Source organism: Catellatospora sp. TT07R-123 (genome assembly GCF_018327705.1).
Taxonomy (GTDB): domain Bacteria; phylum Actinomycetota; class Actinomycetes; order Mycobacteriales; family Micromonosporaceae; genus Catellatospora.
The window spans coordinates 2903021-2924055 of sequence record NZ_BNEM01000002.1; the positions used below are offsets into that span (position 1 = coordinate 2903021).

The window sequence follows — 21035 nt, forward strand, 5'->3', positions numbered from 1 at the left end:
ATGAGCAACCATGACACCTATCGCCCTGTCGCCCTGGTCACCGGCGTCGGCCGGACCGCCAACATCGGCGCCGCCGTGGTGCGGCGCCTGGCCGCCGACGGCTACCGGGTCTTCGCGACCGGCCTGCCCCGCTACGACGCCAGCGTCGGCGTGCCGGGCGACGATCCTGCGGCGCTGGCCGCCGAGCTCGGGCCGGACGTGCACGTCCAGCCGCACGACCTGGGCACGCCCGACGGCCCGGCCGAGCTGGTCGCCGCCGTCGTCGAGCGGTTCGGCGGGGTGGACACGCTGGTCTCCTGCCACACGTATTCGACCTCCACGACGCTGGGCAGCCTCGAAGCCGACGAGATCGACCGGCACCTGACCGTGAACGTGCGCGCGAACATGCTGCTGGTGCAGGCGTACGCCGCCGCGCACGACGACGCCCGTCCGGGCCGGATCGTGCTGTTCACCAGCGGCCAGCGCCACGGCCCGATGACCACCGAGCTCGCCTACGCCGCGTCGAAGGCCGCCGTGGAGTACCTGACCCGCGACTTCTCGGCCCTGCTGGCCGGGCGCGGCATCACGGTGAACGCGGTCAACCCCGGCCCCAATGACACTGGCTGGGCGGACCCGCAGACCTACGAGTGGGTCCGCGAGCGCTTCCCCCGTAAGCGCTGGGGCACCCCGCACGACACCGCGAAGCTGGTCGGGTTCCTGTGCTCGGACGAGGCGGAGTGGGTGACGGCCCAGGTGATCGACTCGGCGGGCGGCTTCGGCGAGCACGTGGCCTGACCTGCTCAGAACGGCCAGCGTTCGTCGGCACCCGCCTCGACCAGCGGGATCATGCCGAACGCGGCGTCGGTGAGCCCGCCGAAGGTGCACCGGTTCGGCACCTGCGGCGTGTGCCCGATCCGGTATCCGGCCAGGTTCCAGGTGTACACCGGGACGCGGCGCGGCACGGCGTGCGCCACGTCCCTTCCTCGGTGGGGGTCGGCCTGCTCGTCGGTGAGGATCACGACCCGGTCGTGGCCGGCATACCGTTCCCGCACCGCCCGCTCGGTCCGCGTGCCGCAGCCGATGAAGTAGCCCTCCCGGAACCGCCGCAGCGACGCGAGCACCGGCTCGTCCGCCACCAGCGGGAACAGCGCGTGGTGGTCGGAGTAGGTGACCACGGTCGCCTCGGTCGCGCGTGCGGCCAGGCCGAGCCCGAACAGGGCCGCAGCCTGCCAGTACGCCAGCGTGCCGTCGCGGCTGAACGCGGCCGCCATCGAGCCGGAGGTGTCGACGAGCACCAGCAGCCGTCCGTCCAGCGGGGGCACGTGCGACAGCGCCGCCTGCAGGGCCGACTCCAGCGCCTCGGCCCAACGGGCACCGGCTGCCTCGTACGCCGACAGGAACCGCATCGGCAGCACGCGCGACCGGGCCACCTCCGCGGGGTCGGCCAGACGCGCGGCGACCGCAGCCGTGGCGTCGTCGCCGACCCCGGCCCGGTCGAAGTTGCGCAGGTTGCGCAGCAGGGCGAAGTAGCCCATCGAGGGGATGGCCGCCTCCCACGCGGCGGCGTCCATGGTGGACTGGCGCCATCCGGCCAGCGCCTCCCAGGTCATCCCGGCTCCGGCCAGCACGGCCGGATCGGTGATCGCGGCCCGCCCCTCGACCGGGACGGCCATCAGCTCGGCGCGGGCCGCGACCGTGGGCAGACTCGCCGGGACCGGGCCGGTGCGCTGGTGGCGGCGGTCGAGGGCGTGGCGGAACAGGTCGGCCTGCCACGGCGCGACGGGCTTGGGCCGGGTCAGGTCGACGACGTCGCCGAAGCGCACCGGTTGCCGGTCGGTGTCGTACTTGAGCAGGCTCTTCTCGGTGTAGAGGCGGCGGGCGGCGTCGGCGATGCCCCGCTTGACCGGCTTGGGGATCGGCCTGCCGTAGCGGGCCAGCCAGTAGGCCAGGGCCTCGCCGGGCTCGTCGGCCCGTTGCAGCGCCGCGTCGACCAGCGCTCGCGAGCCGGTGATGCCCGCTGCGAGCTGGGCGCGGGCGCCTTCGAGGGCGGCCACGACCGAGGCCGAGCGCAGCAGCGCGCCGGTGCGCAGCCACGGCACGAACCGGGCGAACCACTCCGGGTCGTCGACCGCGACCGCGGCGGCCAGCTCACGGAACCGCGCGTCCCGCTCGGCGGCAGCCTCGTAGTACGTGTCCGCGCCGACCATGTTCGACACCGCGAGCAGGTACAGCTCCTGCCGGGGCTCCCGCTCGTAGCCGCGGGCGCCGTTGGCGGTGAAAACCGGCGCCCACTCGGGCGTGTGCGGCACCGGGACACGCGCCGGGTAGTCCCGGATCGGCCGGGGCGGGACGAGGACGACCTCGTCGAGTTCGTGAGCGTTCTCGCGCGCCTTGAAGTTGAACCTGGCCAAAGGTGCGATTCCCCCGAGAGGACCGGTCCCGGGGCGCGGAGGCGTCAACCCGGGAGCGAGGTCGCGGCGACATGTCGCTCTGTCGCCTGAGCCGGCGGGCGGCGCCGGTACCTGCCGGGCGGCCGTCCCGCAGTCGATGGAGCGAGTCCATGACCGGGTGCGCGATGGCGCCCTCCGAGAACATCCAGGCGACGGCGGGCACTTTTCGTCAAGGAAGTAGCCGTCACCGCTCACACCGGAAGGCGCACGGCCGAAGTTAGCGGCGGCGCCCGGCAGGGGCAAGCGAATTACGGGCGGTCGCGGTATTCGGAGACGTAGTACACCCCGGCGGCGAAGACGTTCAGGAACAGGAAGCCGAACAGCCACAGGTTGCGGGCCTGGCCGTAGAGGCGGTGGTTGCCGAGCATGTCGCGGAACATCCAGAGCCAGAACGCCACCACCGGCACGATCAGCGCCACCGCGATCAGGGGACCCGCCTGCTCCATCGCCGCACTCCGCTCGCTCTTCCTGCCCCGCGAAACTACCTCATCACGCGTACGGCGACACGTGCGGATCGAACAGCGACAGCTCGTCGGCGTCGGGCACCTCGAACAGGTGCGCCCACGCCAGCATCTCGTCGTCGGTGATCGGGAACGACCGCGAGTCGAGGTCGCCGTTGCGCGCGGCGACCCGCGCCCGCAGCACGTCCAGCGGCGGGTTGAGCACGTGCAGCTCGACGCGGGCGCCCGCGATCCGGCCCGCCGCCCGGACGCGGTCGCGCTGGGACCGGTGCCACGAGCCGAAGTCGAGCACCACGCTGCCGCCCAGGCTGAGCACGCGGACGGTGACGGCCAGCAGCAGCGGTTCCAGTTGCAGCCGCATCGGGTCGGCCCGCTCGCGCTGCGGCCCTTCGAGCAGGTCGAGCAGCCATTCGTCGGAGCTGATCCGCAGCGCGCCGTGGTCGGCCGCGAGCTCGTGCGACAGCGTGGTCTTGCCCGCCCCCGGCAGGCCGCACATGAGGAAGAGCGTGGCACTCATCCGTGGAATGGTATCGATAGAAAGCTGCCCTGGGAGCTCCGCCACGAACTCCCAGGGCGGCTTGTTCACTCGTTGCGCGCGGTCTCCGGACCGGTGATCCGCGAGAGCATCGGCAGCATCGACGAGATGATCGCCAGCGAGGCGGCGAGACCGGCCAGCACCGTCAGGTAGTAGGCGGGCCCCGGCGGGCGCAGCTCGTAGCTCATCTGGGCGGTGAGGAACAGGTGCGCCGCCAGCATCCCGGCCCCGATGGCGACGACCGCCACCGCCAGCAGTGGCACCGCGCTCTCCAGCAGCACGACCCAGCGCAGCGTCCCCAGCGACGCCCCGGTCAGCCGCAGCAGGCTGAACGGGCGCTTTCGCTCGCTGAGTCCACCCGCGATGCCCACCGCCAGGCTGCACCCGGCGATGACGAGGCTGGCCACGATGAGCACGTCGGCGAGCTGCTTCCAGCCGGTGAGCGCGTTGGCGAAGTCGGACTCGAAGTCGTGGTTGGTCATGGGCGGGATCTCCAGCCACGGCAGCGCGAGTTCGAGCACCGTGCGGGCCCGTTCGAGCGCGGCTGTCGCCCCGTCGGTGTTCAGCACCACCGACAGCACGGGCAGCTGCGCGTACTGCTCGGGGGTGACGGTGGAGGCGGCCCATACCGTGTCGGCGCCCTTGACGTTGCGGTATCCGATCAGGTCGCCCCAGACCTCCACCACGGTCGCGCCGGGCGCGCAGCGGCCGAAGTCCGGGTCGAGCTCGGCGCAGGTGATGACGCCGGGCAGCGAGCCGGGGTCTTCCGGGCCGCCGCCCGTGCCCGGCCGGTCGACCGGGTTGCGGCGCACGGTGATGACGTTCTTGATGCCGGGGATGGCCGCCAGCCGGGCCGACGTGCCGTCCGGCAGCGCGAGCAGGCCGCTGTCGTGCGGCAGGTGCACCTCCATGCTGTTGGCCGACGCGGTGCCGGCGCGCTGCGGGCCGCGCTCGGCCACGATCGTGGTGATGATCCCGGACGTGGTGCTGGTGACGAACAGCGCGAGCATCAGGCCGCTGACCGCGCGGAACGCGGCCTTCGGGTTGTCGGCCAGCCGCCGGGCGGCGATCAGGGCGGCGGGGCGGCCCGCCCGGCCCGCCAGCAGCCGCGCGGCCACCATGGTCAGGTACGGCCCGGCGACGACCAGGCCCACCATGATCACCAGCAGGCCCGGCAGGAAGGCCGCCACCTGGCCCTGCGACGTCGGCGGTCGGCGGCCGATGAAGTACGTCAGCTCGGCGAGCCCGAGCACCAGCGGGATCAGCCGGTATGCCCGCGGCGGGCGCGGCGTGACCCGCCGGGACACCCCGAGCGGGGAGATCCGGACGCGGCGCAGCGCCACGCGGGCCGCGATCGCGGCGGCCAGCGGCACCCCGAGCCCGACCAGCAGCGCGTCGAGCCAGGTGATCGCCACCTCGTCGAGGTAGAAGCGGGACCCGGTGAACGGGATGCTCGCCAGCGTGTCGTGGCCTAGGGCGTACAGGCCGAAGCCGAGCACCGTGCCGATGACGGCGGCCGTGGTCGACTCGATCGCCGCGATCGCCGAGATCTGCCGCGGCGTGGCGCCGACCAGCCGCATCGCCGCGAAGCGCTGCTCCCGCCGGGCGGCGTTGAGCCGGGTCGCGGTGCCGATGAAGATGAACACCGGGAACAGCAGGCCGCCCGCGACCGTCGACAGCACCAGGTCGAGCCCGGCGGTCCGGGCCCCCGGCGGCTCGCTCGCGATGGTGGTCACCTGCCAGACCCCGGCCTGCGCCAGCTCCTCGGGCGCGTGGCCGACGACGATGAGCATCGTGTCCGGATCGGGCACCATCTGGCGCCCGATCGTGCCGACCAGGTGCCCGGGGTAGCGGTCGCCCAGCAGCTCGGCCGGGGTGTGCGCCAGCAGCTCGGCCAGCTTCGGGGAGGCGAAGTACTCCCCCGGGCCGGGCAGCCGCGGCAGGCCGGGCGGCACCGGCGAGTCCGGGCCGGTCGCGGCCACGTCGAGCCGCCCGATCAGCTTCGCGTCGTAGAAGTCCTCGCGCAGGGCCCAGTACAGCGGGTCGGCGCCCTGGGTGGCCGCAGGCGTTTCGGGACGGGTGGTCATCCAGCCGAAGCGCGCCGTCTGCTTGTCCACAGCGTGCAGGCTGGCGACGGTGGCCAGCAGCAGGCCGGTGCCCAGCGCCACCGCGGCGGCGATGATCGCCAGACGGGCCACGGCGTCGCGGCCGCCGCTCAGGGCCAGCCGCAGTCCGAAGCGGATCATGCGACGACCTGCTCCAGCTCGGTGGCGCGCCCGTCGCGGACGATCACCTCGCGGTCGGCGTACGCCGCCACGCGCGCCTCGTGCGTCACCAGGATGACCGCGGTGCCCTGCTCGCGGGCCGCCGCGACCAGCAGGTCGAGCACGTGCTCGCCGGTGAGCGAGTCCAGCGCGCCGGTCGGCTCGTCGGCGAACAGCACCTGCGGCCGGGTCACCATGCCGCGGGCCAGCGCGACCCGCTGCGCCTGGCCGCCGGACAGCTCGCCGGAGCGCCGGTGCTCCAGCCCGTCCAGGCCGAGGCGGGCGAACCAGGGGCGGGCCTGCGCCAGCGCCGCGCTCCGGCGTACGCCGCCCAGCAGCAGCGGCAGCGCGATGTTCTCCTCAGCCGTCAGTTCGGGCACCAGCTGCCCGAACTGGAACACGAACCCGAACCGCTCGCGGCGCAGCGTGCTGCGCTTCTGCTCGGCCATGGTGTCGATGCGGTTCCCGTCGAACCAGACCTCGCCCGCGCCCGGCACCAGGATGCCGGCCAGGCAGTGCAGCAGGGTCGACTTGCCCGAGCCGCTGGGGCCGGTCACCGCGACGATCTCGCCGGGCACGGCGCTGAAGTCGGCGCCGCGCAGGGCCGGGGTCTGGCCGAACGAGAGCTCCAGGCCCCGGGCCTCGATCAGGCGGGCGGTCACGGCCGCACCGTCCTGGCGAGCAGGTCCAGGCGGGCCTTGGTGGTGTCGATCCAGCGCAGGTCGGCCTCCAGGTGGAACAGGCCGTGGTCGGCCAGCAGGGCGTCGACCAGGCTGCCGGTGCGCTTGATCTCGGTGAGCTCGCGCATGCGCCGCACGTGGGCGGCGCGCTGGGTGTCCAGGTACTCCTCGGCCGGACGTTCCAGCATCAGCGCCAGCACGACCTTGGCGAACAGCACGGTCTGCAGGTGCGGCTCGGGGTCGACCGGCTCGGTCAGCCAGGTCTCGACCTCGGTCGCGCCGAGGTCGGTGATGACGTAGCGCTTGCGGTCGGGGCCCTCGCCGGGGCCGACCTCGCTGATGACGACCTTGCCGTCGCGGGCCAGGCGGCTGAGGGTCGCGTAGACCTGGCCGTAGGGCAGGGGGCGGCCGCGGCCGAAGTAGGCGTCGTAGTCGCGCTTGAGGTCGTAGCCGTGCCGGGGCTCGCGCTCAAGCAGCCCGAGAAGGGTGAGGGGGACACTCATGCCGAGGAGAATACACCGGGTGTATACACCGAGTGTATACACCCGGAGTCTAGTCTCCGGGCACACGGAAGAGGGCGCCTCCCCCACCGGGAAGCGCCCTCTGACCTGCTTGGATCAGCGACCGCGGCGCGCGCTGACGACGGCCAGCCGCTCGCTCAGGATCTCTTCCAGCTCCTCGACCGAGCGCCGCTCCAGCAGCATGTCCCAGTGCGTACGCGGCGGCTTGGCCTTCTTCTGCTCCGGCTCGCTGCCGTCCATCAGCCGGGCCACGCTGCCGTCGAACTTGCACTCCCACAGCGCCGGCACCTCGGCGTCCATCGCGAACGGCACCTCGAACCGGTGCCCGTTGGCGCACAGGTATTCGCGCGTCTGGCGCGGCGCGAGCTCGGTGTTGCGGTCCGACTCGTAGCTGACGGCGCCCAGTCGGCTTCCCCGCAGCATCCGCTCGCCCATACCTTCTCCTCCTGCTCTGGCACCACTGTCGGACACATTGTGTCCCGGTGAGCCAACGAGGCGCAGTGCGGTTTTGTTCCTCGCGCCACTTCGTCCGTGCGCATTCATGAGCGAAGATGGCCGCCATGACCACTACCGGCGACGGCTCGGCCACGGCGCGCAGCGGCGACCTGGCCGGGTTCGCCGCGCTGCTGCGGCGGCACCGCGCCGGGCTGCGGGCGCACTGCTACCGCATGCTCGGCTCGTACGGCCAGGCCGAGGACGTGGTCCAGGAGGCGGTGCTGCACGCGGTGTCCGCGCACACCGCCGAACCGGTGCCCGACCGGCTGTACCGCCTCGCCACCCTGGCCTGCCTGCGCCTGCTCGACGGCCGCGACCGGCGGGTGCTGCCCCCGCACCTGTCGGCGCCCGCGACCGCCGACGCGGACCTGGTCGCCCGGCGGGACATCGCCTGGCTGCGTCCCTATCCCGACCGGCTGCGCGGTGACGACCGGTCCGGGATCGCGCTGGCCTACACGGCGGCGTTGCAGCAGCTCCCACCCCGGCAGCGGGCGGTGCTGCTGCTGGCCGACCTCGGCTGGCCGGTGCCGCGGATCGCGGCGGCCCTGGACGCGACCGGGCAGGTGGTCACCCACCACCTGCGGCACGCGCGCACCCTGCTCGGCGGTGCCGCCGGCCGCGCGGGCGAACCGCGCGGGTCGCATCAGGAGCTGCTGCGCCGCTACGCCGACGCGGTCGAGTCGGGCGACCTGCACGCGGCCACCGCGCTGCTGGCCCCCGACGTCCGGATCAGCATGCCGCCGCACCTGGTCTGGTACCAGGGCCGCGAGACGCTGCGGGCGGTGGCCGCCGCCGCCTGGGACCCGGCCTCGCCCCGCTACGCCGGGACGTTCCGGCTCGTGGCGACGGGCGCCAACGGGCAGCCCGCGGCCGGGGTGTACCGGTGCCCGCCCGGCGGCCGGGCGCACACCGCGTACGCCGTGGCGGTGTTCACGGTGGCCGGCGGGGCCATCGCGGAGATCACGTCGTTTCACGACCCGGAGCTGTTCACCTGGTTCGACCTGCCGCAGCAGGTATGAGGAACGGGGCCCCCGCGGCGGGCGGGGACCCCGTTCGGCTGTGCGGACCGGGCGAGGCGCTGCCTCAGCTGGTCGGGAAGTTGTCCGCGGTGCGGATGCGCGAGCGCATGAACAGGCCCGAGTCCTGGAGGACGGAGGTGCCCGCGTACTGGCCGCCGGCGCAGGTGCCCGGCTTGAACGCGGCGCTGCTCTCACTGGCGTCGGAGTAGGTCCAGTTCGCGTAGCTGATCTTCAGCCGGTCCAGCATGTCCAGCCAGGCGGTGCTGCTGGACTGGTCGAACGCGCCGCCGCCGGTGTAGGTGACGGTGCCGAACTCGGTGACGAACATCGGCAGCGAGGCCGCGGCCCGCTCCAGCTCGGCGCGGTAGTTGTCCTTGTGCGACGCCGCGTAGAAGTGGAACGTGTACATCACGTTCTGGGCGTTGACCTTGTTGTTGATGACCTCGGAGGCGTTGCCGCCCTCGGAGACGCCCAGCGACGACCAGCCGCGGGTGCCGACGATGACCACCGCGTCCGGGTCGTTGGCCCGGATCACCGGGATGACCTGCTCGGCGTAGCTCTTGATGCCCGCCCAGCTCACGCCGTTGGGCTCGTTGGCGATCTCGTAGATCACGTTGTTCTTGGCCGCGTTGCGGGCCGCGACCGCCGCGAAGAACGTCTTCGCCCGGTCCAGGTTGTAGTTCGGGTCGCCCGGAGTCAGCGTGTGGAAGTCGATCAGGGCGTACATGCCGCGGGCCTGGGCCTTGTCGACCAGCGTGTTCACCTGGTTGGTGAAGGCCGCCGGGTTGGTCTCGTAGCCCTGCTCCTGCACGTACATCGCGATGCGCAGCAGGTCGGCGTTCCAGTCGTTGGCCAGCGCGTCCAGCGAGGCGTCGTTGTAGCAGTTCGCGAACCACTGGAGGCCGTGCGTGCTCATCCCGCGGAGCTGGATCGGCTTGTTGTACTGGTTGCACAGGTTCACGCCGCACACGTGCAGCTGGCCGTTGATCGCGACCGGGGTGGTCCCGGTCGGCGGGTTCGGCGAGCTGGACGGCGACGGCGAGGGGGACGGCGACTTCGACGGCGAGGCCGAGGGCGACGGGTTCGCCGAGCGGCTGGGCGACGGCGAGCTGGTGACCGTGCCGGTGCAGACCGTGCCGTTCAGCGTGAACGACGCCGGGACCGGGTTGGCGGTGGTCCAGCTGCCGTTGAAGCCGATGGTCGCCTCGGCGCCGGTGGCCAGCGCGCCGTTGTAGTCCATGCTGACCGCGGTCACGTTGGCGCCGCTCTGGGTGTACGTGGCCGACCAGCCCTGCACGACCTTCTGGCCGCTGTCGGGGAAGGTCCACTTCAGCGTCCAGGAGCTGATCGCGTCGCCCAGGTTCTTGATGGCGACGTTGCCGGTGAAGCCGCCGGCCCAGGTGTTGGTGGTGTAGGTGACCTGGCAGCCGGTGGCCGCCATCGCGTTGACCGCCGGTAGGGCGGCGGTCACGCCCACGGCGAGCGCGGCGACGGCACCGGCCGCCACCAGGCTGCGCCGGGAGGCGCGCGGGAGGAACTGCATGGGACTGGCCTTTCTGTTCTGTCCGGTGATCGGGAGTGGACATTCCGGATGGAGCAGGCCCCGTCCGTGCCTGGCGTACGGGCAGTTACGCGCAGGCGGGACGACATGGAGCGCCTCCACTTGGGCCGGGAGCGCTCCCACGGGTCGGAGCTTAAGGCGCCGGTAACGCGTTCGCAATATCTGCATCCGTGACAGTCGTACGGACCGGTGTCCGGCGTGGAACTTTCAGGCACCGTCCGGATTGCTCGCGCTTGACATGCCAATCGAAGGCCGTGAAACTTTGCCGAAACATGACAACGTTGTCCGCCGGCAAAGGAGCATGTCATGCCACCCCTTTCGCCCAGGTCGCTCGCCGCGGCCTCGGCTCTCGCCCTCGTCGCCTCGCTGCTGACCGCCGGGCTCGCCGCCGCGCCCGCGCACGCCGCCGTGCCCGCCGATCTGACCCCGCTGGTCAACCCGCTCATCGGCACCCAGAAGGAGGGCAACACCTTCCCCGGTGCCGCCCTGCCGTTCGGCATGGTGCAGCTCAGCCCGGACACCGGCTGGGGCACCGGGTACAACTACGACCAGACCAAGATCCGCGGGTTCTCGCACACCCACCTGTCCGGCGTCGGCTGCGGCTCCGCCACCGAGGTGTCGGTCATGCCGACCGTCGGCGCGGTCGGCTCCAACGACCCCAACACCTACGGCCAGACCCTCAACCACGCCCAGGAGCAGGCCACCGCCGGGTTCTACCGGGTCGGCATGCCCAACGGGGTCACCGCCGAACTCACCGCGACGCTGCGCACCGGCTGGCACCGGTACACCTTCCCGGCCAGCACCCAGGCCAACGTCATGTTCAACACCTCCGAGGTCAAGGGCGGCAACGGCGGCGCCAACAGCTCCTCGGTGTCCATCGTGAACAGCGACACCGTCGAGGGCTCGGTCACCGAGAGCGGCTTCTGCAGCAGCTCCCCGGCCCACACCGTGTACTTCTCGGCCAGGTTCAGCCGCCCGTTCGCCTCGTTCGGCACCTGGTCAGGCGGCACGTTCACCAACGGCAGCCGCAGTTCCACCGGCACCGCCTCCACCGGCGGCTGGGTGCGGTTCGACACCAGCACCGACCGGGTGGTCACGCTGAAGCTCGGGCTGTCGTACACGGGGATCGCGGGGGCGCGCACCAACCTCGCCGCCGAGACCACGTCGGCCGGGTTCAACTTCGACACGGTCAAGCAGGCCGCGCACGACACCTGGAACACCAAGCTGCACAAGGCCGAGGTCGACGGGGGCACGGCCGACCGCCAGACCGCCTTCTACACCTCGCTCTACCACTCGCTGCTGCACCCGAACCTGTCCGGCGACACCGACGGCTCCTACCGGGGCTTCGACAACGTGACCCGGACCGCCTCCGGGTACACGCCGTACCAGACGTTCTCGCTGTGGGACACCTACCGGGCCCAGAACCAGCTCGTCGCGCTGCTGGAACCGCAGGTGGCGCGCGACTACGCGCTGTCGCTGCTGGCCGTGGACCGCGAGCTGGGCTGGCTGCCGCGCTGGTCGCTCTACAACACCGAGACCAACACCATGACCGGCGACCCGGTGACCCCGTTCCTGGTCGATCTGTGGGCGCGCGGGCTGCTCAACGGGTACGAGGAGCAGTTCTACACCGCGCTGCGCAAGAACGCGACCGGCGTGCCCGGCACCGGCCTGGGCATCAACGCCCGCAACGGCAACAACTACTACACCTCCATCGGGTACGTCCCGACCGGCGGCTCCTGCACCCCGACGCACCCGTTCGACCACGACTGCCAGTACCCCGCCTCGGCCACGCTGGAGTACTCGGCCGCCGACGCGGGCCTGTCGCTGATGGCGCGGGCGCTGGGCCACACCGCCGACGCGGACATGCTCGCCGCGCGCGGCCTGAACTACCGCAACCTGTTCGACTCCTCGATCGGCTTCTTCCGGCCGCGCAACGCGGGCGGGACCTGGCAGCCGTCGTACTCGCCGACCGACGGGGCGCACATGTTCCACGAGGCCGGGGCGTACCAGTACCAGTGGCTGGTGCCGCAGGACCCGGACGGCCTGGTCGCGCTGCTCGGCGGCAAGACGGCCGCCAACGCGCGGCTGGACCAGTTCTTCGCCTACAGCGGGCTGCTGACCGACCCGTCGGGCACCGCACGCACCAAGTGGGTCAACGGCGCCTACGACTACTACAGCTTCATGACGTACAACCCGAACAACGAGCCTGACCTGCTGGCGCCGTACACGTACCTGTGGACGGGGCAGCCGTACAAGACGGCGACGGTGGTGCGCTCGGCGTTCACGCTGTTCTCCAACGCGCCCAACGGCGTCACCGGCAACGACGACCTCGGCACCATGTCGGCCTGGTACGTCTTCTCCTCGCTCGGCCTGTACCCGCTGATGAACGGCGCGAACTTCTACGGCGTCACCACCCCGCAGTTCCCGTACGCCAAGGTCACCATCGGCTCGTACGGCACGCAGCAGGGCGGCACGCTGACCGTCAACGCCCCCGGCGTCACCGACACCAACCGCTACATCGCCACCGCCGCCCGCAACGGCGCCGGGTTCACCAGGACCTGGCTCTCGCAGGCCGACGTCGCCAAGGGCGCCACGCTCGACTACACCGTCAGCGGCACCCCCGGCACCTGGGGCACCGGCGCGGGCGACGTCCCGCCGTCGGCGGTCCACGCCAACCCGCCCGCGCTCGGCACCAACCTGGCCCTGAACCGGCCCGCCACCGGCTCGACCGCGTGCGCGAGCACCGAGGGCCCGGACAAGGCCGTCAACGGCAGCGTGAGCGGCGGCAACACCGACAAGTTCTGCTCGCTGACCGGCCCGAGCTGGCTCCAGGTCGACCTCGGGTCCAACCAGCAGCTCGGCAGCTTCGTGATCCGGCACGCGGGCGCGGGCGGCGAGTCGGCCGACTACGACACCAAGGCGTTCACGATCCAGCTGTCCACCGACGGCACCAACTGGTCCACGCCGGTGAACGTGAGCGGCGCCAACAGCGGCGTCACCACGCACACCATCGCCACGGCCACGGCCCGCTACGTGAAACTCAACGTCAGCGCGCCGACGCAGACCACCGACACCGCCACCCGCGTCTACGAGTTCGAGGTGTACGCCCCGACCGCGGGCCCGGTGAACCTGGCCCTCAACAAGCCCGTCACCAGCTCCACGGCCTGCGCCACCACCGAGGGCCCGGAGAAGGCCGTCAACGGCACCGTCAGCGGCGGCAACGCGGACAAGTTCTGCTCCGGCGTGGCCGGGGCCTGGCTGCGGGTGGACCTGGGCTCGGTCCGCAACATCAGCCGGTTCGAGGTCGCGCACGCCGAGGCGGGCGGCGAACCCGCGACCTACAACACGAAGGCGTACACGATCGACGTGTCGACCGACGGCACCACCTGGACGCCGATCGTCGCGGTCACCAACAACAACGCGGCCGAGACCGCGCACCAGGTGACCGCGTCCGGCCGGTACGTCCGCCTCACCGTGCAGACGCCGACCCAGACCACCGACGGCGCGACCCGCATCTACGAGCTGCGGGTCCTCGGCTAGTACGGCTGTGACGCCGCGGGCCGGTGAACCCGGCCCGCGGCGCCCCCGTTTCAGCCCGCGAAGACGGTGAAGTCCGCCCGCAGCAGCTCGGACTCGCGCGAGGACGGGCCCACGAGCAGTTCGAACGCGCCCGGCTCCACGACCCGGCGACCCGCGGTGTCGACCAGGGTGCAGTCGGCGGCGGGCAGCTCCAGGTCGACCGTGCGCGCCTCGCCGGGGGCGAGCACGACCTGCCGGAACGTCTTGAGCTCCTTCTCCGCCCAGGTCACCGAGGTGACCGTGTCGGTGACGTACACCTGGACGGTCTCGGTGACCGGGCGGGCGCCGGTGTTGCGCACGATCACCCGGGCCCGGACGGTGTCCTCCGCCCGCACCTCGGGGGTGAGCACGTGCAGGTCGGCGTACTCGACGGTGCTGTAGGACAGGCCCTCGCCGAACGCGAACGCCGGCGCCTGGGTGAGGTCGGCGTAGCGGGTGCCGTGCTGGCCCCGGATCTGGTTGTAGTACGTCGGCTGCTGCCCGGCGTGGCGGGCGAACGAGATCGGCAGGCGGCCGGTCGGCTCGGCCAGCCCCAGCAGCAGCTCGGCGATCGCCTGACCGCCGCGCATGCCGGGGTTGAACGCGTACACGATGGCGGCGGCGCGGTGCGCCGACGGCGGCAGCACCAGCGGCTTGGAGCTGACCAGCACCACGACCAGCGGCTTGCCGACAGCCTCCAGCGCGTCCAGCAGCGCCACCTGGCCGCCGACCAGCTCCAGCGTCGCGGTCGACTTGGTCTCGCCGACCAGCTCGATCCGGTCGCCGACCACGGCCACCACGTAGTCCGCGGCCTGCGCGGCCGCGACCGCCTCGGCGATCATCGCCGCATCGGGCTCGGCCGGGACGGCGACGTCGGGGCGGGGCTGGCCGTCCGGGAAGTACGGGCCCTCCGGGTCCGGGCCGGTGGTCACGATCTCGGCGCCCCGGGCGTGCACGACGGTCCAGTCGGCGGGCGCGTGCGCGCGGAACCCGTCCAGCACCGTCGAGATCATCTCGCGGGGGTGGCCGTCGGGCAGCCACTCGGCCTGGCCGGAGGCGCCCGCCCAGTCGCCGAGGATGGTGTGCGGGTCGTCGGCGTTGGGCCCGATCACCGCGACGGTCCGGGCCGTGCCGTCGCCCGCGGCCCGGCCGGCGGCGTCGGCGGTGGACCCGCCCGCCAGCGGCAGCGTGCCGTCGTTGCGCAGCAGCACCAGCGACCGGCGCGCCACCTCCAGGTTGAGCGCGGTGTGCGCCGGGTTCGCGATGACCTGCGCCTGGCGGGCCGGGTCGGGCAGGCGCGGGTTCTCGAACAGGCCGAGCTCGAACTTCAGGGTGAGGATGCGGCTGACCGCCGCGTCCAGGTCGGCCTCCTCCAGCATGCCCTTGGCCACCGCGTCCTGGGCGCCCTCGAAGAAGTCGGGCGTGGTCATCACCATGTCGTTGCCGGCCTTGACCGCCAGCGCCGCCGCCTCGGAGTGGTCGGCGGCCACCTTCTGCTCCCACACCATGCGCCCGACGTTGTCCCAGTCGGTCACCAGCGTCCCGGTGTAGCCCCACTCGCCGCGCAGCACCTCGTTGAGCAGCCAGTTGTTGATGGTGATCGGGACGCCGTCCATGGACTGGTAGCCGAGCATGAAGGTGCGGCAGCCCTCGCGGGCGACCCGCTCGAACGGCGGCAGGAACCACGAGCGCAGCTTGCGCCGCGAGATGTCGGCCTCGCTGGCGTCGCGGCCGCCCTGGGTCTCGGAGTAGCCGGCGAAGTGCTTCGCGCAGGCCAGGATGGCGGTCGGGTCGGCCAGGCCGTCGCCCTGGTAGCCGCGCACCATCGCCGAGGCCAGCTCGCCGATGAGGAACGGGTCCTCGCCGAACGTCTCGCTGACCCGGCCCCAGCGCAGGTCGCGGGCGATGCACAGCACCGGGGAGAAGGTCCAGTGGATGCCGGTCGCGGCGACCTCGACCGCGGTCGCGCGGGCGACCCGCTCGACCAGCTCGGGGTCCCAGGTGGCGGCCATGCCGAGCTGGGTGGGGAAGATGGTGGCGCCGATCCAGAACGAGTGGCCGTGGATGCAGTCCTCGGCGACCAGCAGCGGGATGCCCAGGCGGGAGTCCGCGGCCAGCGCGACGGCTTCCTGGAGGTGCTCCGGCGACGCGTGGAGGATGGAGCCGACGTGCAGGTCCTCGACGATGCGGCGGACGCCGTCGCGGGCGGCCAGCTGGAGCATCTGCCCGGCCTTCTCCGGCAGGGTCATGCGGCTGAGCAGGTCGGCGACCCGGGCAGCGGTGGGCAGGGCAGGGTCGAGATAGGGCAGCGGGGTGTTCACGGGGTAGGTCCTTTCATGGACGCCCTAAGTCGGGCGTTCCCGGCGCACGGTCCACGACAGCCCCCGCCCGCGTCGCCGGGAGAGCGCTCTCCGAACACTATAGCCACATCCGGCGGCTCGCCGTCACCCCCGCCGCCCTGGGATCACCCGGACGGTCAGCCCCAGCCCAGAGCCGCGCGCAGCTCCGCCCGGCCGGTCACACCCAGCTTGGCATAGCTGCTGTGCAGGTGGTTCTCCACCGTACGCACCGACAGCACCAGCCGGGCGGCTATCTCCGGATTGGACAGCCCCTCGGCCGCCAGCCCGGCCACCTCCCGCTCGCGCGGGCTCAGCCCGGACGGCGCCGGCGTCCCCGACCACCACGGCAGCGCGGTCGCCCCGCCCGCCACCAGCCGGTCCCGGCGCCACGCGGCGGTCGCGGCGAGCTTACGCGGGGTGCGCCCGCCGCAGCGCGCGGCCCGGTCCGCCGCCTCCGCGGCCAGCCCCGCCGCGCCCGCCGCCGCGTACCGGTCGCACACCTCCAGCAGGTCGGCGGCCGATCCGGCGGCCAGCGCCCGGACGAACCCGGCGTGGATCGCGTACACCCCCGCCAGCGGCGGCAGCCGGTCCAGCAGGTCGCGCGCCCCGGCCGCGTCGTCGACCCGGGCCAGCAGCAGCGCCGCCTCGACGGCCACGGCGTACGCGGCGCAGCCGAGCTGGTCGTCGAACAGGTCGCGCAGCTCGGCGGCGGCCGGGACGCCCGCGCAGGCCCGCACGAACGCGCGCGCCCGGTGCTCGTCGACGGCGACGTACGGCATCGACCCGCTCTCGCGCAGGGCGGTGGCGGTGCGCAGCACCTCGTACGCGGCGTCGACGCGGCCCAGGGCCGCCTCGGCCGCGGCGAGCTGGCACGCCATCCAGTGGCGTACCCCCGCCGGAACGGCCCCGGCCGCCCCCAGCGCCGCCCGCAGCGACCGCGCCGCCCCCGCGAAGTCGCCCCGGTAGGCCCGCACCCCGCCCGCCGCCGCCTCGCCCAGGCAGGACGCCAGGGGCCAGCCCGCCTGCTCGCCCCAGTGCGACAGCGTCTGCGCCAGCGTCTGCGCCTCGTCCGGCCGCCCGGCGGCCAGCAGCGAGCCGACCATGCCGAAGCGCAGCGACAGCAGCACCTCGGCGGGCATGCCGGGCCGGTCGTGGTGGCGCAGCAGCGCCAGCCCCTCGGCCACCATGCCGAGCTGGTAGTAGGCGCCGGCGAGCTGGTGGATGGCGTACCCGGCCGGGCCGGCCAGGTCGAGGTCGGCCAGCAGCGGGTCGGCGGCGCAGGCGCGGACGGCGGCCGCGTACTGCCGGCGCAGCACCGCCAGCTGCACCGCCGTGACCGGGTCCGGCCGCTCGCCCTCCAGGAACGCGATGGCCAGGTCGTCGCGGCGCAGCCCGCGCACCAGGTTGCTCACCCGCGCCCCGACCAGCTCCGGCCGCCCCGGATACGCCGCCGTCGCCGCCGCCAGCACCTGCTCGGCGTCGGCCCAGCGCTGCTGGAGCAGCAGCGCCCGCGACAGCAGCTCCGCCCGGCGCGGCCCGTCGGCGGCCGCGGCGCGGGCCAGCCGCTCGCCCAGCGGGCCGTCCAGCCGCGACAGCGCCTCGTCGGCCCCGGCCAGCAGCTCGGCGTCGGGCGCGGTGTCGGCGGCGTCCAGGCGCAGCGTGACCCGGCGCAGCAGGTGGCCGGGCCCGGTGAGCCGGTCGGCCAGCGCCCGCCGCAGCCGCCGCAGCGTCACCGGGGTCGCGCCGTCGAGCAGCACCTCGCCGTAGCGTGGGTGCGGCAGGGACAGCTGGTCCCCGGCGGCGCTGGCGACCAGCCAGCCCTGCTCGCACAGGGCCTCCACCAGCGCCGGGCCGCCGACGGCCGCGACCGCGTCGGTGTCGGCGGGCTCGGCCAGCGCGACGAGCTGGAGCACCTCGCGCTCGGCCCGGGTCAGCCCGGCCAGCCGTTGCAGCAGCACCCCCGTGACGCCGCCGCGGCGCTGCCGGTCGGTCCATTGCCAGCGCCCGTCCGGGCCGCGGTGCAGGGTGGCGTCGGCCAGCGCCGAGCGCACCAGTTCGGTGCAGGCCAGCGCGTTGCCGCCGCTGAGCCGGTGCAGGTCGGCCGCGGCGGCCGGGTCCAGCGCCCCGCCGAGCACGGCGGCCGCCACCCGGGCCACCCCGGTCTCGTCGAGAGCGTCGAGGTGTACGGCCGGACGCAGCCCGCCGAGCCCGCCCGGCACCGGCTCCCCGGCGCGTACGACCAGGACCAGCCGCAGGGACGGATCGCGGGCCAGCTCGTGCACCAGCGCCGCCGACCCGTCGTCGAGCAGGTGCGCGTCGTCGACGACGATCGTCGAGGTGCCCTCGCGCAGCTGTGCCAGCAGCCGCCGCAGGATCACCGCCGGCAGGGCCCGGGGGCCGGGCCAGGCCCCGCGCGGTCCGGGGTCGTCGAGAAAGCGGGCGAAGGCGCCGAACGGGATGGCCGAGGCGGCCCGGGTCGCGGCGATCCACTCGGCGCGCCCGCCCACCAGGGCGCGGGCCAGGTGGGTCTTGCCCATGCCGGAGGCGCCGACCAGGGTCACGCCCCCGGATCCGGTCAGGAACGCCCGCGCGCGGGCCAGCTCCGCGCCGCGCCCGGCCACCGCCGGACCGACCGCGGAAAGATCACGCACGCGGGCGAATCTACCTCCTACACGGCGTCGGTTACGCACCCGGCAGGTGCGGGACCACGATGTTCGCGATCGCGACCGCGCCGCCCTTCGGGTCGCCGCCGTGCGCCCGCACGTCCAGCATGAACACGTGGAACAGGTCGCCACGCGCGGTCAGCCGGACCGACAGCTGGCCGGAGGTCTTGAAGTACACCGTCTCCTGGCCCAGGCCGGACACCCGCTCGCCCTTGGCCTTGGTCATGTCGAACATGGTCTTGGCATTGGGCTGCCACTCGGTGATGACCTTGCCGATGCCGTCGCTCTTCTCGTACGTGCACACCGCCACGTCACCCGACATGCTCGGGGTCGCCTTGGCGATCTCGCTGAAGCCGGTGATGCGCACGGCGTCGGCGACGCTCAGCAGGCCGCACAGTTGCGCCGGGGTCACCGCGGCGGCTGCGGCCGGGGCCGGGTCGGCCGCGGCGGAGGTGGCGGCGGGCGGGTTCGCCGCGGGGGTGACGGGTTCGTCGGCCGGGCCGCAGCCGGCGAGCGCGGCGGTCAGCAGGGTGATGGCGAGCAGCGATTTCCTCATGCCGCCGAGCATCGGGGCGAAGCGGTGGGTACGCCTGAGTGGCCGCCACTCAGATCGCCCTGTCCGCAAGGCGACGCTATGCTGATCCCCGGCGATTGGCAACGTTGTCAAAATTCATTGACAAGCATGAATAATAACTCCAGGCTGGACGGAAGCACCCGTTCCCGGCGGCCGCCGCGCCGCCACCTCCCCCGTCCCGGAGGTATCCGTGCCATCCGTCCCCCGCCTCGCCGCCCGTCTCGCGGCGGCCCTGGCCGCACTCCTGTCCCTGGCGCTCCTGCCCGCACCGGCCGAGGCCGCCGTCACCACCCGCCCCATCAAGATCATGCCGCTGGGCGACTCGATCACCTGGGGCGTCGGCAGCCCCAGCACCTCCAGCTACCGCGCCGCGCTGTGGCAGCGCCTGGTCGCCCAGGCCGGGTACGCCGTCGACTTCGTCGGATCGCAGCAGTCGGGCAGCCTGCCCGACACCGACAACGAGGGCCACTCCGGCTGGCGCATCGACCAGATCGCCGCCAGCGCCACCGGCTGGCTCAACACGTACCAGCCCGACGTGGTGCTGCTGCACATCGGCACCAACGACATGAACCAGAACTACGACGTCGCCAACGCCCCCGCCCGGCTCGCCGCCCTCATCGACCAGATCCTGGCCGCCCGGCCCACCGCCACCGTGCTGGTCGCCAAGATCATTCCCGCGCTGGACGCCGGCATCCAGTCCCGGATCAACACGTTCAACGCGGCCGTGCCCGGGATCGTGTCCGCCCGCGGCGCGCGGGCCAAGCTCGTCGACCTGTCCGTGCTCGGCTCGGCCGACCTGGCCGACACGCTGCACCCCAACGACGCCGGGTACGCCCGGATGGCGGTGCGCTGGTACAGCGGGCTGGAGTCCGTGCTCGGCGACGGGCGCGACCACCCGCTGCTGTCGACCGCGTTCGAGACCACCGACACCGCCCCGACCTGGAGCGACAGCGTCGCGGCCGCGGTCAACGTGGGCGGCTACTGCTGCGCGCTGACCGGGATGGAGGCGTCGACCCGGGCCGAGCTGGCGCACAGCGGGGCCGGGGCGCTGCTGTACTCGGGATCGGACAACTCGGCGACCCAGTCGTACTCGTACGCCCGGATCTTCGCCGCCGACGTGCCGCTGACCTCGCGCAGCGTGCTGTCGTACTGGATCTACCCGCAGCAGGCCAACGGCACCTTCGTCGGGGTCGACCTCCAGTTCAGCGACGGTTCGGCGCTGCGCGACACCGGCGCCGCCGACCAGTACGGCGTCCGCGCGCACCCCCAGTTCCAGGGCGAGGGCGGGCACCTGGCCGTCAACCAGTGGAACCTGGTCCGGGTCAACCTCGGCGGCCTGGCCGGGCGCACCGTCACCCGCGTCGACCTCGGCTTCGACCGGCCGACCGGCACCGGCACGTTCCGCGGCTACCTCGACGACCTGACCCTGTCCGACGAGGGCGGCACGTTCCCGGGCAGCGACCTGGCGCTGGGCCGGCCGGCCACGGGCAGCGCCGCGTGCGTGGCCGCCGAGGCACCCGCCAAGGCCGTCGACGGCGTGGTCAGCGGCAACAGCAAGTGGTGCAGCGGCGTCGCGGGCGCCACGCTCCAGGTGGACCTGGGCGCGGTGCGCACCGTGCGGCGGTTCGTGGTCCGCCACGCCTCGGCGGGCGGCGAGATCCTGGCCCTGAACACGAAGGCGTACCGGATCGAGGGCAGCACCGACGGCACCACCTGGACCACCCTGGTCACCGTGACCGCCAACGCCGACGGCGTGACCACGCACCCGGTCAACGCCACGGCCCGCTACGTCCGCCTGGTCGTGGTGACCCCGTCCCAGACCACCGACACCGTCACCCGCGTCTACTCCCTGGAGGCCGCCGGCGCCTGACCCGCCCGCCCAGGCCCCAAGATCGGTGCAGTTTCGGGGAAAGTGCTGGAATCTCGGCTGCCTTTC

General features: G+C 73.2%; 15 protein-coding genes. 4 read left to right on the plus strand and 11 right to left on the minus strand.

The genetic code is table 11. From position 1 onward, the window contains the following. Positions 1 to 774 carry an SDR family oxidoreductase gene (locus Cs7R123_RS32625; RefSeq protein ID WP_212832264.1) on the plus strand — a complete coding sequence of 258 codons (774 nt, stop codon included), beginning with the start codon at positions 1 to 3 and terminating at the stop codon, positions 772 to 774. 5 nt (positions 775 to 779) lie between these two features. On the opposite strand, the gene Cs7R123_RS32630 is transcribed toward Cs7R123_RS32625, so the two are convergent. From Cs7R123_RS32630 to Cs7R123_RS32660, 7 genes are all read right to left on the minus strand, one after another. Next, complete coding sequence (locus tag Cs7R123_RS32630) at positions 780 to 2390, minus strand: TROVE domain-containing protein (protein WP_212832266.1); 1611 nt, start codon at positions 2388 to 2390, stop codon at positions 780 to 782. Positions 2391 to 2677: 287 nt separating this feature from the next. Beyond that, positions 2678 to 2875 carry a hypothetical protein gene (locus Cs7R123_RS32635; RefSeq protein WP_212832267.1) on the minus strand — a complete coding sequence of 66 codons (198 nt, stop codon included), beginning with the start codon at positions 2873 to 2875 and terminating at the stop codon, positions 2678 to 2680. A gap of 43 nt (positions 2876 to 2918) precedes the next feature. Next, positions 2919 to 3407: an ATP-binding protein gene (locus tag Cs7R123_RS32640; protein WP_212832269.1), complete on the minus strand. Its 489-nt coding sequence runs from the start codon at positions 3405 to 3407 to the stop codon at positions 2919 to 2921. 65 nt (positions 3408 to 3472) lie between these two features. Then, positions 3473 to 5671, minus strand: coding sequence for an ABC transporter permease (locus Cs7R123_RS32645; RefSeq protein ID WP_212832270.1), 2199 nt, complete (start codon positions 5669 to 5671; stop codon positions 3473 to 3475). Next, the gene (locus Cs7R123_RS32650; RefSeq protein WP_212832271.1) at positions 5668 to 6351 is read right to left on the minus strand and encodes an ABC transporter ATP-binding protein; all 684 of its coding nucleotides are present in this window, start codon (positions 6349 to 6351) and stop codon (positions 5668 to 5670) included. The genes Cs7R123_RS32645 and Cs7R123_RS32650 overlap by 4 nt, the downstream gene beginning before the upstream one ends. Further along, positions 6348 to 6872, minus strand: coding sequence for a PadR family transcriptional regulator (locus Cs7R123_RS32655; protein WP_212832272.1), 525 nt, complete (start codon positions 6870 to 6872; stop codon positions 6348 to 6350). The genes Cs7R123_RS32650 and Cs7R123_RS32655 overlap by 4 nt, the downstream gene beginning before the upstream one ends. 114 nt (positions 6873 to 6986) lie before the next feature. Continuing rightward, positions 6987 to 7325: an RNA polymerase-binding protein RbpA gene (locus Cs7R123_RS32660; protein WP_212832273.1), complete on the minus strand. Its 339-nt coding sequence runs from the start codon at positions 7323 to 7325 to the stop codon at positions 6987 to 6989. 125 nt (positions 7326 to 7450) lie between these two features. Here Cs7R123_RS32660 and Cs7R123_RS32665 point away from each other — a divergent pair, with 125 nt between their 5' ends. Continuing rightward, positions 7451 to 8404: an RNA polymerase subunit sigma-70 gene (locus Cs7R123_RS32665; protein ID WP_212832274.1), complete on the plus strand. Its 954-nt coding sequence runs from the start codon at positions 7451 to 7453 to the stop codon at positions 8402 to 8404. Positions 8405 to 8468: 64 nt separating this feature from the next. Here Cs7R123_RS32665 and Cs7R123_RS32670 read toward each other — a convergent pair whose 3' ends face one another. Beyond that, positions 8469 to 9947, minus strand: coding sequence for a cellulase family glycosylhydrolase (locus Cs7R123_RS32670; protein ID WP_212832275.1), 1479 nt, complete (start codon positions 9945 to 9947; stop codon positions 8469 to 8471). Between the two features lie 324 nt (positions 9948 to 10271). On the opposite strand from Cs7R123_RS32670, the gene Cs7R123_RS32675 reads away from it, so the two are divergent. Next, positions 10272 to 13505 (plus strand): GH92 family glycosyl hydrolase, encoded by a 3234-nt coding sequence (locus Cs7R123_RS32675; RefSeq protein ID WP_212832277.1) that lies wholly within the window; start codon positions 10272 to 10274, stop codon positions 13503 to 13505. A 50-nt stretch (positions 13506 to 13555) separates the two neighbouring features. Here Cs7R123_RS32675 and Cs7R123_RS32680 read toward each other — a convergent pair whose 3' ends face one another. The 3 genes from Cs7R123_RS32680 to Cs7R123_RS32690 all read right to left on the minus strand — a co-directional run bounded on the left by Cs7R123_RS32680 (position 13556) and on the right by Cs7R123_RS32690 (position 19081). Next, positions 13556 to 15844, minus strand: coding sequence for a glycoside hydrolase family 3 N-terminal domain-containing protein (locus Cs7R123_RS32680; protein WP_244872294.1), 2289 nt, complete (start codon positions 15842 to 15844; stop codon positions 13556 to 13558). A gap of 155 nt (positions 15845 to 15999) precedes the next feature. After that, a complete protein-coding gene (locus Cs7R123_RS32685) occupies positions 16000 to 18513 on the minus strand; it encodes a LuxR family transcriptional regulator (protein ID WP_212832279.1) in 2514 nt (837 codons plus the stop codon). Between the two features lie 31 nt (positions 18514 to 18544). Further along, positions 18545 to 19081: a hypothetical protein gene (locus Cs7R123_RS32690; protein WP_212832287.1), complete on the minus strand. Its 537-nt coding sequence runs from the start codon at positions 19079 to 19081 to the stop codon at positions 18545 to 18547. A 208-nt stretch (positions 19082 to 19289) separates the two neighbouring features. Between Cs7R123_RS32690 and Cs7R123_RS32695 the strand changes: the two genes are divergently transcribed. Next, positions 19290 to 20969, plus strand: coding sequence for a GDSL-type esterase/lipase family protein (locus Cs7R123_RS32695; RefSeq protein WP_212832289.1), 1680 nt, complete (start codon positions 19290 to 19292; stop codon positions 20967 to 20969). The last annotated feature ends 66 nt before the right edge of the window (positions 20970 to 21035 follow it).